Consider the following 15,659-nt stretch of genomic DNA (forward strand, 5'->3'; position numbering starts at 1 on the left):
AGAAGGCATCGGCCACCCAGTGGCCTTCCTGCTTGAACTTGAAACGAACGGTTTGCCCCGCGTGCTCGAATTCGAGCGTGACCGTGCCGTCCACAGCGCCCATGGTGCGCGGGTTACCGGGAACGAACTCCCCTAGCGTGGCCTGCGCGAACTCGGCCAACACACCCACATAGTGCACCGCTTCGCCGATGCACTTGGCATCAAATTCACAGATGCGCTCAGGCACCATGTGATGGAAGATCGCTTCCAGATTGGCGTTATCCCAATCCTTGGGCAGAGACTGGAAGTTAACGCCTGCTTTCTTGAGGATGGCGGTGATGTCCTTAACCACACTGTTCATGGGCAGATCCTTGCTATTTTAGGGCGCAGATATTGTCACATCCCCCGACACATGCTCTACGCCCCAAACCCACTCTCAGCCTAGGGACATTACTCGATTAAAAAAGCCCCGCCAGGGCGATCCTGGCGGGGCTTTTTGTTCAGGCGTGGATCACTTGATCCAGTGCTTGCCCCAGTGGGTGATGTCGTAGGCCTTGGCGGCGCGCTGCAGGCTCGGGCCTGCCGCCTTGCCGGCTTCGATCTGGTCGTCGATCACCTTGGTCGAGTGCGACAGCCAGCTGGTGACGAAGGCCATGGCATCACCATTGATTTCCAGCGCGCGCGCATCGATGTTGCCCAGGTTGTCACAAGCGGCGTGATAGCAGGGATCGAGGGCGATGCCGGCGGTGCCGCCGTAGCGCGCTGCCTGCTCCTCGGTCTTCAGCTCCTCGGCCCCGGTGAACAGCCCGCCGAAGGCGATGCCGTCGGTGAAGAACTGCGCATAGTCGGAGCGGAAGGTGATCTCGTCACCTTCGGACGGCAGGCCGCGCAGCGCGAAGTACTCCTCGAACAGCTTCTCGATCGCCGCCGAGCCGGGCGGGCCTTCCAGACCGAAGTCCGAGCCGTCGCCGTCATACACGAAGTAGGCGAAGTTCGGCGAGGCGATCATATCGAAGTTCAGGTACGCCTTGATCTTCGCCTTCTCTTCCGGCGGCAGCTGCTCCACGTAGTAGGTCGAGCCCACCAGCCCCGACTCCTCGGCGCCCCACCAGGCGAAGCGCAGCTTGTTGTTGGGCCTGACCTTGCGCAGCTGCACGGCCAGTTCCAGCAACGCGGCGCTGCCCGAACCGTTGTCGTTGATGCCCGCGCCCTCGAACACCGAGTCCAGGTGCGCACCGGCCATCACCACGTTGTTCGGGTTGCCGTACTTCGACTCGGCCACCAGGTTGTGGGTCTGGGTGCGCTCGCGTACCACGTCGGTGAACATGCGCAGCTGCAGCTCGGCGGTCTGCGCCAGGCCCACGCCGAGGTCGTAGGTGGCGAACAGCACCGGAATGCCACCGGCATAGGCATCGCCCAGGGTCGCATTGATCAGGCCCTTGCGGTCCTCGGTGTCACCCTGGTTGAAGATCACCACGCCGGCGGCCCCCGCGCTGGCGGCGTTCTCCGCCTTGATCGCGAAGTTGCACGCGCCGCGCTGCAGCAGGGCGATGGAGCCCGCCGGGAAGCCGGCGAAGTCTTCGGCCTCGCAGCCGCTGCTGGAGGTGTTGCCCGCCCCCAGGGCGATGTCCACCGGGGCCACGGCGGCGGTCACGTCACCGGCATCGGTCTGCGACAGGTAGGTGAAATCCACCTCCCACTGGTAGTCGGCCGGCGTCGGCGCCACGGCCTGCAGCACGCCCGGCCCCTGCGGGTAGAAGGCGCTGAACGGGAAGGCCTGCAGCGTGACCTGATAACCGGCGCGCTCCAGGGTCTCCTTCACGTAGTTCAGCGAACCGTCATAACCGGGCAGGCCGGCGGCGCGGTTGCCGTCGTTGGCCAGGGCGATGTCGTGGAGCATCTGCAGGTGCTGCTGGGTGTTCTGTGCCTGCATGCAGCGCGGCAACAGCAGCGGCGAGCTGTTCAGCAGGCCGGCGCGGCACTCCAGCGGACCCAGGCGGGTCGGACTCCAGAGCTTGTCGAACAGTTGCGAGAGGTCTTGGCTTGCGCTCGCCAGTGCCGGCGCGGCGGCGCTGGCCAGGAGAGCGGCGAACAACAGCTTCTTCTTGTCATGCATGGGGTCTTCTCCAATCCGTATTTGGAGCAAATGGATGCGGCAGCACTTGTGGCACTGCCGCGGGCCGTCCCTTTACTGCGTCGTGTGGACGCCAGAAACACTAGACGCAGTTTTCCCGGCAAGCGAAACGGATACGCACTTTTGTCCGAATAATTGCGGCAGTTCACCGAAGATACCGGCATTAAGCCATCACGCCTCCTGGCGACAGACGCGCCCGGCGCCGTTGTCGGGTAGACTTCTCGGCCTGTTTCCCGCGAATGACCGAAGACCGACACTCATGCCGATCCGCCACTGCATCGTCCACCTGATCGACAAGAAGCCCGATGGCTCGCCCGCCGTGCTGCACGCCCGCGACTCGGAGCTGGCCGCCTCGCAAGCCATGGAGAACCTGCTGGCCGACCTCAACGAGAGCTACAACGCCAAGCAGGGCAAGGCCTGGGGCCTGTTCCACGAGGAATCCGGCGCCTACCCCTTCAGCGGCTGGCTGAAGGCCTACCTGGATGGCGAGCAGGATTTCACCGCCTTCAGCCGCCAGGCCGTGGCGCACCTGCAGAAGCTGATGGAGGAGTCCAACCTGTCCACCGGCGGCCACGTGCTGTTCGCCCATTACCAGCAGGGCATGACCGACTACCTGGCCATCGCCCTGCTGCACCACAGCGAAGGCGTGGCGGTGACCGACGCGCTGGACGTGGCCCCGGCCAAGCACCTGGACCTCGGCCAGCTGCACCTGGCGGCGCGCATCAACATCTCCGAGTGGCGCAACAACGCCCACTCCAAGCAGTACATCTCGTTCATCAGGGGCAAGAACGGCAAGAAGGTCTCGGACTACTTCCGCGACTTCATCGGCTGCCAGGAAGGCGTCGATGCGCCAAGCGAGACGCGCACCCTGCTCAAGGCCTTCAGCGACTTCGTCGAGAGCGAGGACCTGGCCGAGGAAAAGGCCCGCGAGAAGACCGAGGCGCTGGTCGACTACGCCACCAGCCAGGCCAAGCTGGGCGAGCCGATCACCCTGGAAGAGCTGTCCGGGCTGATCGACGAGGAGCGCCCGCGCGCCTTCTTCGAGCACATCCGCAACAAGGACTACGGCATGGCCCCGGAATTTCCGGCGGACAAGCGCACCCTCAACCAGTTCCGCCGCTTCACCGGCCGTGCCGAGGGCCTGTCGATCAGTTTCGAGTCGCACCTGCTGGGCTCGGCCATCGAGTATGACGAAGCGCGCGACATGCTGATCATCCGTCAGCTGCCGACCCAGCTGAAGGACCAGCTCAAGCGCCGCAAGGACTGAGCCATGCGCCTGGCCGACGCCATGCTCGACGCCTGCCGCTGCGACGTGCGCGCGCCGCTGGCCGGCGACCCCGCGCGCGACTTCGGCCTCAGCAAGGAGCAGGCCAGGCAGGCCATGGCGGCGCTGCGGCCCTGGCTCAACGAGCGCCAGCGCATGCTCTGGGCGCAGCGCCGCGACGCCCTGCTGCTGATGCTGCAGGGGCCGGACTGCTCCGGCAAGGACGGCGTGATCCGCAAGGTGATCAATGCCTTCGACCCACAGGGCCTGAGCATCCACAGCTTCCAGATGCCCAACGCCGAGGAGCGCGGCGAGCACTTCCTGCAACGCTACCGCCGGCGTCTGCCGGCACCCGGCCTGCTCGGCGTGTTCAACCGCAGCCACTACGAGGCGCTGATCAGCGACCCGCTGGACGGGCTTTGCGCCGACGCGGACTTCCCCCGGCGCCTGGCCGAGGTGCAGGCCTTCGAGGCGCAGTGGCCGCCGCGCCACCTGCACGCACTCAAGTGCTACCTGCACATCTCCCGCGCGGAGCAGAAGGAGCGCCTGCTGAGCCGCCTGCAGCGCCCGGAGAAGCGCTGGAAACTGCATGCCAGGGACCTGCAGGCCTACCGCGAACACGACCTGCGCCAGGCGCGCTGGAGCGCCCTGCTGGCGGCCAGCCATACGACGGATGCGCCCTGGTACGTGATCCCGTCCGATCAGCGCTGGCTGCGCGACTGGCTGGTGGCCAGCCTGCTGGCCCGCGAACTGGAACGCCTCGACCTGGACTGGCCGGATACTCCGGCGCCCTTCTGCGCCGCCGATCTGGAGCAGCCATGAGGCGGTGCCTGGCGCTGCTCCTGCTGCTGGTCGCGCCGGCCTGGGCCGCGACGCCCGAGCCCTCGCCCGACGAACTGCGTTTCATCACCGCCAACGCCGAGTTCACCCTGCTGCACGAAATGGGACACCTGCTGATCAGCGAGCTGCAGCTGCCGGTACTCGGCCGCGAGGAAGACGCCGCCGACCAGCTCGGCTTCATGGGCCTGTTCCTGCTGTATGGCCAGCAGGCCGATGCCGACTTCTACGCCAGGCTGCTGGACGTGGCCGACTACTGGCGCCTGGAAGCCGAGCGCACCCGTGGCTCGGCCGAGCAGATTCCGCTGTGGGACAGCCATTCGCTGGACGAGCAGCGCTTCTTCAACATCGCCTGCCTGGCCTATGGCAGTGATCCACAGCGGCTGGAATGGATAGTCGCCAGCACCGGGCTGCCGGAGGAGCGCGCACTGTACTGCGATCAGGAATATGCCCAGGTCCACCATGCGGTGAACTGGCTGCTGGAGCGTTTCCACCGCCCGGTCGATCGCCCGGCGCGCGGGCGTATCGAGGTGGTGTATGACGAGCCGCCGGCCAACCTGGCCAACGGTCGCGCGATGCAGGCAGCCATCCGCGCCTCGGGCGAGCTGGAGCGGGTCGCCTCCAGGGCCAGCAGCAGCTTCGAGCTACCGCGCAATCTGACCCTGCGCGTCAGCGCCTGCGGTACGCCGGACGCCTGGTTCAACAGCGTCAGCGGGGAGCTGACGCTGTGCTACGAGTTGCTGGGGCACTTCCACGAACTGGCCAGAAGCCTGCCCGATCTGCAGCGCCGCCGCGCCGTCACACCGCGCTGAGGGCGAAGCCCAGGCGCGGGAAGTGCACATGCAGGGTACCGGCGCGCTCGTCCTGGCGCCGCAGGATGATGGCCTCGGCGGAGACGCAGAGCAGCTCGCCCTGCACCGGATCGACACCATAGTCGGTGGCCGCCACGCTGACCTGCTGGCCAACCTGGAAGCCCAACGCCTGGCTGAAGTCCTCGTCCGGCAGCGGCGCCGGTTGCGCTTCGCGGGCGATGGCGATGGCCTCCTCGCTGCTCAGCGGGCTGTGCGCGCCATGCCCGAAACCGAGCACGCGACCGAGCCAGGCCGCCACTTCCGGGTAGTCGTCGACCAGCGGCGCGGTGACGTGGGTGCCTTTGAGGAACCACAGCGGATGGGCCATGGCGAAGTCGGCGATCGACGGCTCGCCGCACAGGAAGTCGCCCTCCTCGCGCGCCAGCTGCTGTTGCAGGCGCGCCATCAGCACCGGCCACTGCAGTTTGGCCTGCGCAGCCGGCAGGCGGCTGGCGCTGCCACCGGCGAACAGTGCTGCGCGGTCGGCAACGAAGGCCTGCTGCGCCGCTGGCGGCAGCTTGCCCATGCGCACGGCAATGGATTCCGGCTGGAACACCAGGGTCACCGCGTGCTGGAACACCACGGCATCGGCCCACTGGGCGAAGCTGGCGGCGACGAACTCCTGGCCCTCGGGGAACAGGCTCGGCGTGGCCTTCTCGACCTCCAGGCGGCGGGCGATCAGAGCGGTGTCGCAGTAGATGTCGGCGCCGACCTGCAGCACCGGGGTCTTGCGATAGCCGCCGGTGAGCGCGGTCAGATCCGGCTTGGGCATGATCCGCGGGATTTCCACCGAGCGCCACGACAGCTGCTTGAAGCCCAGCATCAGGCGGGCCTTCTCGGCGAAGGGCGAGGCGTCGTAGTGGTGCAGGATCAATTCGGACATGGCGGGGCTCCGCTGCTGGTTGGAATTCGAGGCCGCAGCTTAGCCGCAGGCGGCGCCGCGGCCTACCCCTTCAATCTAATGACGGACCATCCAGCGCGCCTATCAGGGCCTCCTTGGCCGCCTTCTTCAGGCGCTTGATGGCGATCTCGCGGCGCAGCGCGGCGCCCTTGTCGGTGCAGGCCTCGACATACACCAGCGCCCGCGCCGGGCTGGCGTGGAAGAAGCGCGCGCCCCTGCCGCTGCGGTGCTGCTCGAAGCGCCGCTGCGGATCGTCGCTGATGCCACAGTAGAGCGCGCCGCTTTCGGCACGGACCAGGTAGACGAACCAGGGTTTGGCGGGTGGGGTGTCGGTCATGGCTCGGCAGCGCAGCGAAAGGCTGCCGAGCTTACGCCAGTCAGCGCCCGGCCTGCCAGGCACGCAGCCCGGCCATGGCCTGCTTGCCCACCGCCGCCTGCACCGGCGCCAGCCAGCCCAGCAGCAGGCCCTTGGCCCCCAGCGCCTGGCGCATCCAGCGCCACAGGTCGAAATGGTCGCGGTGCTCGACGATCTTGCCGTCGGCGAAGCGGAAGTGCGCCTCGATATGGTTCTCCACCATGCGCCCGGTGGCGCTGAACAGGTAGGTCGCCACCCAGCGCGCGCGGCCCTGCTGGTCGTCCGCTTCGAGCACTTGGTAGGTCAGCGAGAAATCCTTGGCCCGCGCGCAGAGCATGCGCCACATGTCGCCGGCATCGCGGCCGCGCAGGTCACGGAAGGCCGGATCGGAAAACTGCACCTGCTCGGCGTAGCAGGCCGCCATGGCCTCGGCATCGAGCTTCTGGAAGGCCTGGTAGAAACGGTCGATCAGTTCGGCATTGGGATGGACCATGGATGCTGCTCCGGATGAGGATGGACAGAGTATGGCTGCGCAGCCGATGGGCGGCGATTGGCGATAAAGACAACTTTGTGGCAATAATCGCCAATGATCCGTATCGCCCTCTACCTCTGCCCGCAGACCGTGCTGTCCAGCCTGAGCATGGCCGACGACGCCTTCCGCCTGGCCAACCAGCTGGCCGGCGAGGCGCTGTTCGCGCTGCAGCGGGTCAGCGTCGACGGCCAGCCGGTGCAGCTCGGCTATGCGCGACTGCAGGTGGACGGCGACCTGCTGCTGGCGGAAAGCGCCGACCTGCTGCTGATCCCCGCCACCGGCAGCGCGCTGGAGCGCACCTTGCAGCACAACGCCGCCCTGCTCGCCTGGCTAGCGCAGCGGCCCCTGCAGCAGCAACTGGCCAGCCTGTGCAGCAGCGCCTGCCTGCTGGCTGCCGCCGGCCAGCTGGATGGGCGCCGCGCGACCACCCACTGGGCGCTGGCGGAGCAGTTCCGCCAGCGCTTCCCCGGGGTGCGCCTGCAGATCGATGAACTGTTCACCGAGGACGCCAACCGCTTCTGCTCGGGCGGCGCCCAGGCCGGCCTGGACCTGTGCCTGCAGCTGATCGCCCGGCACGCCGGAGACTGGCTGGCGCAGCGCGTGGCCGGCGCCCTGGTGGTGGAACGCGAACGCGGCGGCCAGCGCCGCTTCGCCCCGCTGCTGCCACTGGCCGGCCACGACGACCCGCTGATCGGCCCGCTGCTGCACTGGCTGCAACTCAACCATGCCCAGGCCATCGACCTGGCGCGGCTGGCCGAGCGCGCCCACTGCTCCACCCGCACCCTGCTGCGCCGCTTCAAGGCGGCCACCGGGCTGACTCCCAACGACTATCTGCAGCGTCTGCGCATCAGCGCCGCGCAGAGCGCCCTGCGCAACCCGGCGCGCTCACTGGAACAGGTCGCCGCACAGGTTGGCTATGCCGACCGCGCCACCTTCGCCAAGCTGTTCAAGCAGCTCTGCGGCGAGACACCGGGCGCCTTCCGCAAACGCCTGCGCCAGCCGCTCAGCGAATAGCGGACAAAGAAAAAGGAGCCCGAGGGCTCCTTTCTCATGCTGCGCTCGACCTCAATGGAGGATCTGCCCGAGGAACAGCTTGGTCCGCTCGTTCTGCGGGTTGTCGAAGAAGGTGTTGGGTTCGTTCTGTTCGACGATCTCGCCACGATCCATGAAGATCACCCGGTTCGCCACGGTGCGGGCGAAGCCCATCTCGTGGGTCACGCAGAGCATGGTCATGCCGTCCTCGGCCAGGCCGATCATGGTATCCAGCACTTCCTTGACCATTTCCGGGTCGAGGGCCGAGGTCGGCTCGTCGAACAGCATGATCTTCGGCTTCATGCACAGCGCACGGGCGATGGCCACACGCTGCTGCTGACCACCGGAGAGCTGGCCCGGGTACTTGTGCGCCTGCTCGGGGATGCGCACGCGCTCGAGAAAGTGCATGGCGATCTCCTCGGCCTTGCGCTTGGGCAGCTTGCGCACCCACATCGGCGCCAGGGTGCAGTTCTGCAGCACGGTGAGGTGCGGGAACAGGTTGAAGTGCTGGAACACCATGCCCACTTCGCTGCGGATCGCCTCGATGTGCTTGAGGTCGCTGGTCAGCTCGGTGCCGTCGACCACGATGCGCCCCTGCTGGTGCTCCTCCAGGCGGTTGATGCAGCGGATGGTGGTGGACTTGCCCGAACCCGAAGGGCCGCAGAGGACGATGCGCTCGCCCTGCTGCACATCGAGGTTGATGTCCTTGAGCACGTGGAACTGGCCGTACCACTTGTTCACGCCCTGCAGCTGAATGATCGGCTCGGCGCTGGTCTGCTTGTTTGCTTCAGTCATGAATGGCTCCTAACGCTTGTGGCCGGTGTCCAGCTTGCGCTCCAGGCGCATGGAATAGCGGGACATGCCGAAACAGAAAATCCAGAACACCAGGGCGGCGAACACGTAGCCCTCGGTCGCCATGCCCAGCCAGGCCGGGTCGGTGGTGGCCTGCTTGATGCTGTTGAGCAGGTCGAACAGGCCGATGATGATCACCAGGCTGGTGTCCTTGAACAGGGCGATGAAGGTGTTGACGATGCCCGGGATCACCAGCTTGAGCGCCTGCGGCAGGATCACCAGGCCCATCATCCGCCAGTAGCCCAGGCCCATGGCCGCGGCCGCCTCGTACTGCCCCTTGGGAATGGCCTGCAGCCCGCCGCGCACCACTTCGGCGATGTAGGCGGACTGGAACAGGATCACCCCGATCAGCGCGCGCAGCAGCTTGTCGAAGGACAGACCTTCCGGCAGGAACAGAGGCAGCATCACCGAGGACATGAACAGCACGGTGATCAGCGGTACGCCGCGCCAGAACTCGATGAAGGTCACGCAGATCACGCGGATCGCCGGCATCTTCGAGCGCCGCCCAAGGGCCAGCAGGATGCCCAGCGGCAGCGCGCCGGCGATACCGACCGCGGCGATCACCAGGGTCAGCATCAGGCCGCCCCACTGGCTGGTTTCCACCTCGGACAGGCCGAGGAAGCCGCCGTGCAGTAGCCAGAAGGCCAGCAGAGGGTAGGCCACCAGGAACACCAGGCCGTACAGGGCCTTGCGCGGCATCATCGGCACGAACAGCGGCGCCGCGCCGATCACCACCAGCCACACGGTGAGGTCCACGCGCCAGCGCAGCTCTTCCGGGTAGAAGCCGTACATGAACTGGTCGAAACGCTGCTTGATGAACACCCAGCAGGCGCCTTCACTGGTGCAGTCGGCGCGGGTGGTGCCGGTCCAGTCGGCCTGGAACACCGCCCACTGCAGCAGCGGCGGCACGATCAGCCAGACCAGGTAGATGGCCAGCAGGGTCAACAGGGTGTTGAACCAGTTGGAGAACAGGTTGGACCGCAGCCAGCCGATGACGCCGACGCTCAGGCGTGGCGGCGGCAGGCTGGGACGGAATTGATGGACTTCCATGCGCTTCTCCTTACCGCTCGATCAGCGCGATGCGCTTGTTGTACCAGTTCATCAGGATCGAGATGCTGATGCTGATGGCCAGGTACACGCTCATGGTGATGGCGATGACCTCGATGGCCTGGCCGGTCTGGTTCAGGGTGGTACCGGCGAACAGCGAGACCATGTCCGGGTAGCCGATACCGGCCGCCAGCGACGAGTTCTTCACGATGTTCAGGTACTGGCTGGTCAGCGGCGGAATGATCACCCGCAGGGCCTGCGGCACGATGACCAGGCGCAGGGTCTTGCCGGCCGGCAGGCCGAGGGAGCGCGCCGCCTCGGTCTGGCCGTGGCTGACCGCCTTGATCCCGGAACGCACGATCTCGGCGATGAACGCCGCGGTGTACACGGTCAGCGCCAGGGTCAGCGCCATCAGCTCGGGAATCAGCACCCAGCCACCGCGGAAGTTGAAGCCCTTGAGCTCCGGCACCGTCCAGTGGAAGGGATCGCCGAATACCAGCGCGGCCAGGCTTGGCAGGCCGATGATCAGCACCAGGCTGGCAATCAGGGTCGGGAAACCCCGGCCGGTGGCCTCGAAGCGCTGCCGCGCCCAGCGCGCCAGGAGCCACACCGCCACCAGCGCCAGCAGCAGCGCGATGAAGCAGGCCCAGAAGCCCTCGGCCGCCGTCGGCGCCGGCATGTTCAGGCCGCGGTTGCTGAGGAAGAAGGTGTCGCTGATGTTCAGGCTCTGCCGCGGACCGGGCAACGGCAGGAACACGGCGAAGTACCAGAAGAAGATCTGCAGCAACGGCGGGATGTTGCGGAAGATCTCGATATAAATGGTGGCCAGCTTGCTGATCAGCCAGTTGGGCGACAGCCGCGCCACGCCGAGGATGAAGCCGAGCACGGTGGCCAGCACGATGCCGATCCCCGCCACCAGCAGGGTGTTGAGCAGGCCGATGACGAAGACGCGGCCGTAGCTGTCGCTCTCCGTGTAATCGATCAGGTGCTGGGAGATGCCGAAGCCGGCACTCTGCTCGAGGAAGCCGAAGCCCGACAGGATGCCGCGCTGGGCCAGGTTGTGCTGGGTGTTGTGGAACAGGTACCAGCCGATCGCCACGACGGCGACCACGGCTATGAGCTGGAATAGCCAGCCGCGCACCTGCGGATCGGTCCAGACCGATGTGCGGGGGCGCGGGGAAATGGGGGGATTCTGCATAACGGCCCTCATGGAAACTCCGCGCCCGTGGCTTGCGGCGCGGAGTTCACGAAATCAGGAACACCAGCGTCCCTCGCACGAGGGGCGCTGGCATGGCGGTCAGCGCACCGGCGGTGCGTACTGCAGACCACCCTTGTTCCACAGGGCATTGAGACCACGCTCGATCTTCAGCTCGCTGCCGGCACCGACGTTGCGATCGAAGATTTCACCGTAGTTACCGACTTGCTTGACGATCTGCACGGCCCAGTCCTTCGGCAGTTTCAGATCCTTGCCGAAGTCACCCTCGGCGCCCAGCAGGCGGGCGATGTCCGGGTTCTTGGTGGACTTGGCCATTTCTTCCACGTTGGCGGAAGTCACGCCCAGTTCCTCGGCATTGAGCTGGGCGTACAGGCTCCAGCGCACGATGTCGAACCACTCCTCGTCACCCTGGCGCACGGACGGGCCGAGCGGTTCCTTGGAAATCACTTCCGGCAGCACCACGTAGTCATCCGGCGCGGCCAGCTTGATGCGCTGGGCGTACAGCTGCGACTGGTCGGAGGTCAGCACGTCGCAACGGCCGGACTCCAGCGACTTGGCGCTTTCGTCGGAGGTGTCGTAGGTGATGGGGGTGTACTTCAGGCCATTGGCACGGAAGTAGTCGGCCAGGTTCAGCTCGGTGGTGGTACCGGCCTGGATGCACACGGTGGCGCCGTCCAGTTCCTTGGCGCTGGAAACGCCGAGCTTCTTGTTCACCAGGAAGCCCTGACCGTCGTAGTAGGTCACGCCGGTGAAGTTCAGGCCCATGGCCGCATCACGCGAGCTGGTCCAGGTGGTGTTGCGCGACAGCATGTCGACCTCGCCGGATTGCAGCGCGGTGAAGCGCTCCTTGGCGGTCAGCGGGCTGTACTTGACCTTGGAGGCGTCGCCGAACACGGCAGCGGCCACGGCACGGCAGACATCCACGTCGATGCCCAGGTAGTTGCCCTTGGCGTCGGCGTAGGAGAAACCGGGCAAGCCGTCGCTGATACCGCACTGCACGAAGCCTTTCTTCTTCACCGCATCCAGGGTGGCTCCCGCATGAGCGAAACCGCTCACACCGAGCACCGCAGCCGTGGTCAGTACTGCCAGGGTGGATTTCACCATCTTCATCAAAACCTCCAAGTGTTCTTGTTTGGTCGAGTCTCGGTCCTGCCGCCGTACCCTTGTGAGGCACGTTCGATCCCGCCACCATGGCAGGATCAACCGGGGTGCGAACCTGAAGGGAGTCTAGATGCCGATCCGCAGACCGGCGAATGACCCGCTCACTCCCCGTAGGTCTTACGGGAAAGAGACGCAGCAGAGTGTCCGGCTATTCCGCAGCATGCGGCCCCCACCGGACCCATTCGCTACAGCAAGGCGCGTACCAGCTTCGTGACCGAGCGGTATCCAAGGAAGGTCAATAGGTAAAGTTCTAGCGGTGCGACATCTTCTTAACGAAATCGACAGCACGCTGCGCACGCCCCGTACCAAAACCGATCATGCGCACCAAAGTGGAGCAAACATGCAAGAAGCCCTGATACTGGAGCCCTCCCGCGACGCCGATTCCTGCGTCATCTGGTTACACGGCCTGGGCGCCGACCGTTACGACTTCGAGCCGGTGGCCAAGATGCTGCAGCAGCAGCTGCCGAGCACGCGCTTCGTGCTGCCCCAGGCACCGACGCGGCCGGTGACCATCAATGGCGGCTGGTCCATGCCCAGCTGGTACGACATCCTGGCCATGAGCCCGGCACGGGCCATCGACAAGGAACAAATGGAAGCCTCGGCCCAGACGGTGATCGGCCTGATCGAAGCACAGCGCGACAGCGGCATCGATCCGGCACGCATCATCCTCGCCGGCTTCTCCCAGGGCGGCGCGGTGGTCTATCACAGCGCCTTCCTGCGCTGGCAGGGGCCGCTGGGCGGGCTGCTGGCACTGTCCACCTATGCCCCGACCTTCAGCGAGGACCTGCAACTGGATGCGCCGCGGCGCAACCTGCCGGTGCTCTGCCTGCACGGCAGTCAGGACGAAGTGGTGCCGCCCTTTATGGGCCGCGCCGCCTACGACGCACTCATCGCTCAAGGCGTCGCGACGCAATGGCGTGAGTACCCCATGGGCCACGAGGTGGTGCTGGAGGAGATCCAGGACATCGCCGCCTGGCTGCAGCAACGCCTGCCACGCTGAGCACGTCAAGCTTACGTCGACACCCCGACAGAGCTCGCTAACTGAACGAAATTCAGTCAAGTGAATGTCACTGTCCAGGCCCCCGTCCAGCCGCCTCGACCGCTGGTCGGGCAGCTCTAGCGCGGGGATTGCATAGGTAATAATGCTGGGAATAAGGTCAGGGGAAGTCAGGTTTTCGCCCTAAACAGGGAGTGTTTCGCGATGCCCGCCGCTCTATGCAGCCAGACAGGTTATTCATTCTTGCGATGAAAAACGCCCACTGGCAGGAGGATCTCCAGCAGATCCGCCAACTGCGACTCTTTCAGAACGTCACGGCCAGCAGCCTGCAGCAACTGCTGCGCGAGTTCCGTGCCTGCGAGCTAGAGGCCAGCGAGATCCTGCTCTCGCCCTTCAACCGCAACCAGCATCTGTATCTGCTGCTGGAGGGTGAGCGGAAGGTCTACCTCGGTTCACTCGACAACCAGCCGGTCAGCACCCTGCACCCAGGCGACTGCGCCGGGGAAATCAGCTTCATCGACAATGACCGCCCCTCTGCCTATGTCGTGGCGACGCAGCCCTCACTGGTGCTGCGCTTGCACCGCGAATCGCTGGTCAAGCTGTTCAACCAGTCGCCGGAACTGATGCAGAACCTGCTGGAACTGCTATGCGAGCGCGTGCGCCAGGGCAACCGGATCATCCTCGACAGCGAACAGAACGCCAATGTCGACATTCTCACCGGCTGCTTCAACCGGCGCTGGCTGGAGCACGTCTACGAGCGCGAGAGCACCCGCTGCGCCTTCAATGGCCAGCCGCTGAGCATGCTGATGCTCGATGTCGACCACTTCAAGGCCTACAACGACCAGCACGGCCACCTGGCCGGCGACTATGCCCTGTGCCTGGTGGCGCACACCCTGCGCAACCAGCTGCGGCCCAAGGACAGCATGGTGCGCTATGGCGGCGAGGAGTTCGTCATCCTTCTGCCGGAGCTGGACGCGGTGGAAGCGCGCACCATCGGCGAGCGCCTGCGCCAGAGCCTGGCGCAGATCGAATCGTTCTATTCGCCGGTCGGCATACTGCCGGGCGTCACCGTGTCCATCGGCATGGCGCAGATGCAGGACAAGGACGGCCTGGAAAGCCTGATCGCCCGTGCCGACTGCGCGCTGTACAAAGCCAAGCAACAGGGCCGCAACTGCCTGTACGGCTGAGGCCGCCCCGCCAAACTCCCCGGCGAATCCGCCACATCATCGCCAGCCGCTGACGCGCCTTGCTAGAGTCCGGCGAACAACAACAATGATCGGACATGCACCATGCCCAAGCTGCTGCTCGCCCTGCTGATCCTCGTGCCCGTGGGCGCGGGCACCTTCTTCACCTTGCCCAACCTGCTCGACCGGCAGATGAACAGCGTGGCGGCGCCGCCGCCCTACCCGGCCAGCGAACAGGCCACGCAGCTGCACCAGCGCCTGTTCGTCGCCGACCTGCACGACGATGCTCTGCTCTGGCAGCGCGACCTGCTCGAGCGCCACGACTACGGCCACTCCGATCTGCCGCGCCTGCTCGAGGGCCGTGTCGGCCTGCAGGTGTTTTCCACCGTCACCAAGACCCCGCGCGGCATCAACTACGAGAGCAACGGCGCCGACAGCGACAACATCACCCTGCTGGCCATGGCCCAGCGCTGGCCGCGGGAAACCTGGAGCAGCCTGCTGGCCCGTGCCCTGTACCAGGCCGACAAGCTGAAGCAGGCCGCTGCCGCCAGCGACGGTAAACTGGTGCTGATCCGCAGCCGCGGCGAGCTGGCCCGCTACCTGGAAGACTGGCAGCGCGACCCGCAGCGCCTGGCCACCGTGCTGGCCACCGAAGGGCTGCAGCCCATCGAGGGTAAGCTGGAGAACCTCGACCGCCTGTATGACGCCGGCTTTCGCATCGCCGGCCTGACTCACTTCTTCGACAACGAGGTCGGTGGCTCGGCCCATGGTCTGGTCAAGGGCGGGCTGACCCCGCTGGGCCGCCAGGTAATCGCCCACCTGGAGGAGAAGCGCATGCTGGTCGACCTGGCCCATGCCTCCAAGCCGCTGATCGACGACGTACTGGCCATGGCCAAACGCCCGGTCCTGGTCTCGCACACCGGCGTCGCCGGCACCTGCCCGGGACCGCGCAACCTCACCGACGACCACCTGAAACGCATCGCCGCCACCGGCGGGGTGGTCGGCATCGGCTACTGGGATGCAGCCGTCTGCGAAACCTCGGTCGGCGCCATCGTCCGCGCCATCCGCTATGCCGCGGACAAGGTCGGGGTGCAACACGTGGCCCTGGGCTCGGACTTCAACGGCACCGTGCACACGCCCTTCGACACCACCGGCCTGGCGCAGATCACCGAGGGCCTGCAGGGCGCCGGCTTCAGCGACGCCGACATCGCCGCGATCATGGGCGGCAACGTGCGCGACCTGCTCCTCGCCAGCCTCCCCGACTGACCGGGAGCAACCCGCGCGGCACTTCGCCGCGCGGGCATCTTGCTTTACACT

16 protein-coding genes are annotated in these 15,659 nt (G+C 66.1%); 7 read left to right on the forward strand and 9 right to left on the reverse strand.

Features of this window, described 5'->3' with window-relative positions:
- Together PA6_RS07410 and PA6_RS07415 are read right to left on the reverse strand one after the other, a co-directional pair.
- The coding region (locus PA6_RS07410; RefSeq protein ID WP_021700278.1) for a hypothetical protein at positions 1–340 on the reverse strand (340 nt) is incomplete at its 3' end.
- Positions 341–490: 150 nt separating this feature from the next.
- On the reverse strand, positions 491–2,095 hold the full coding sequence (locus PA6_RS07415) for a M28 family metallopeptidase (protein ID WP_021700279.1): 1,605 nt from the start codon (positions 2,093–2,095) through the stop codon (positions 491–493).
- A 277-nt stretch (positions 2,096–2,372) separates the two neighbouring features.
- On the opposite strand from PA6_RS07415, the gene yejK reads away from it, so the two are divergent.
- Genes yejK through PA6_RS07430 form a run of 3 tightly spaced genes read left to right on the forward strand, consistent with a single transcriptional unit; the run spans position 2,373 to position 5,026 of the window.
- Complete coding sequence (gene yejK, locus PA6_RS07420; RefSeq protein ID WP_021700280.1) at positions 2,373–3,380, forward strand: nucleoid-associated protein YejK; 1,008 nt, start codon at positions 2,373–2,375, stop codon at positions 3,378–3,380.
- A gap of 3 nt (positions 3,381–3,383) precedes the next feature.
- Complete coding sequence (locus PA6_RS07425; RefSeq protein ID WP_021700281.1) at positions 3,384–4,199, forward strand: polyphosphate kinase 2 family protein; 816 nt, start codon at positions 3,384–3,386, stop codon at positions 4,197–4,199.
- Positions 4,196–5,026 carry a DUF4344 domain-containing metallopeptidase gene (locus PA6_RS07430; protein WP_021700282.1) on the forward strand — a complete coding sequence of 277 codons (831 nt, stop codon included), beginning with the start codon at positions 4,196–4,198 and terminating at the stop codon, positions 5,024–5,026. The genes PA6_RS07425 and PA6_RS07430 overlap by 4 nt, the downstream gene beginning before the upstream one ends.
- On the opposite strand, the gene PA6_RS07435 is transcribed toward PA6_RS07430, so the two are convergent.
- The 3 genes from PA6_RS07435 to PA6_RS07445 form a co-directional block, all read right to left on the reverse strand.
- On the reverse strand, positions 5,013–5,948 hold the full coding sequence (locus PA6_RS07435) for a glutathione S-transferase family protein (RefSeq protein WP_021700283.1): 936 nt from the start codon (positions 5,946–5,948) through the stop codon (positions 5,013–5,015). The genes PA6_RS07430 and PA6_RS07435 overlap by 14 nt on opposite strands.
- A gap of 70 nt (positions 5,949–6,018) precedes the next feature.
- Positions 6,019–6,303, reverse strand: a complete 285-nt coding sequence (locus PA6_RS07440) for a GIY-YIG nuclease family protein (protein WP_021700284.1) — start codon at positions 6,301–6,303, stop codon at positions 6,019–6,021.
- Positions 6,304–6,343: 40 nt separating this feature from the next.
- Positions 6,344–6,814 (reverse strand): nuclear transport factor 2 family protein, encoded by a 471-nt coding sequence (locus PA6_RS07445; protein WP_043216436.1) that lies wholly within the window; start codon positions 6,812–6,814, stop codon positions 6,344–6,346.
- 93 nt (positions 6,815–6,907) lie between these two features.
- On the opposite strand from PA6_RS07445, the gene PA6_RS07450 reads away from it, so the two are divergent.
- Complete coding sequence (locus PA6_RS07450) at positions 6,908–7,867, forward strand: GlxA family transcriptional regulator (RefSeq protein ID WP_021700286.1); 960 nt, start codon at positions 6,908–6,910, stop codon at positions 7,865–7,867.
- A gap of 51 nt (positions 7,868–7,918) precedes the next feature.
- On the opposite strand, the gene PA6_RS07455 is transcribed toward PA6_RS07450, so the two are convergent.
- The 4 genes from PA6_RS07455 to PA6_RS07470 all read right to left on the reverse strand — a co-directional run bounded on the left by PA6_RS07455 (position 7,919) and on the right by PA6_RS07470 (position 12,110).
- Positions 7,919–8,680: an amino acid ABC transporter ATP-binding protein gene (locus PA6_RS07455; RefSeq protein ID WP_021700287.1), complete on the reverse strand. Its 762-nt coding sequence runs from the start codon at positions 8,678–8,680 to the stop codon at positions 7,919–7,921.
- A gap of 9 nt (positions 8,681–8,689) precedes the next feature.
- The gene (locus PA6_RS07460) at positions 8,690–9,787 is read right to left on the reverse strand and encodes an amino acid ABC transporter permease (RefSeq protein ID WP_021700288.1); all 1,098 of its coding nucleotides are present in this window, start codon (positions 9,785–9,787) and stop codon (positions 8,690–8,692) included.
- A 10-nt stretch (positions 9,788–9,797) separates the two neighbouring features.
- Entirely contained in the window at positions 9,798–10,982 is a 1,185-nt protein-coding gene (locus tag PA6_RS07465) for an amino acid ABC transporter permease (RefSeq protein WP_021700289.1), read from the reverse strand.
- A gap of 99 nt (positions 10,983–11,081) precedes the next feature.
- Positions 11,082–12,110 (reverse strand): amino acid ABC transporter substrate-binding protein, encoded by a 1,029-nt coding sequence (locus tag PA6_RS07470; RefSeq protein ID WP_021700290.1) that lies wholly within the window; start codon positions 12,108–12,110, stop codon positions 11,082–11,084.
- Between the two features lie 391 nt (positions 12,111–12,501).
- Between PA6_RS07470 and PA6_RS07475 the strand changes: the two genes are divergently transcribed.
- The 3 genes from PA6_RS07475 to PA6_RS07485 all read left to right on the forward strand — a co-directional run bounded on the left by PA6_RS07475 (position 12,502) and on the right by PA6_RS07485 (position 15,608).
- Complete coding sequence (locus PA6_RS07475; RefSeq protein WP_021700291.1) at positions 12,502–13,161, forward strand: alpha/beta hydrolase; 660 nt, start codon at positions 12,502–12,504, stop codon at positions 13,159–13,161.
- Positions 13,162–13,406: 245 nt separating this feature from the next.
- Positions 13,407–14,345: a GGDEF domain-containing protein gene (locus tag PA6_RS07480; protein WP_021700292.1), complete on the forward strand. Its 939-nt coding sequence runs from the start codon at positions 13,407–13,409 to the stop codon at positions 14,343–14,345.
- A 102-nt stretch (positions 14,346–14,447) separates the two neighbouring features.
- Positions 14,448–15,608: a dipeptidase gene (locus tag PA6_RS07485; RefSeq protein WP_021700293.1), complete on the forward strand. Its 1,161-nt coding sequence runs from the start codon at positions 14,448–14,450 to the stop codon at positions 15,606–15,608.
- The last annotated feature ends 51 nt before the right edge of the window (positions 15,609–15,659 follow it).

The sequence above is a fragment of the Aquipseudomonas alcaligenes NBRC 14159 genome (assembly GCF_000467105.1).
Taxonomy (GTDB): Bacteria; Pseudomonadota; Gammaproteobacteria; order Pseudomonadales; family Pseudomonadaceae; genus Aquipseudomonas; species Aquipseudomonas alcaligenes.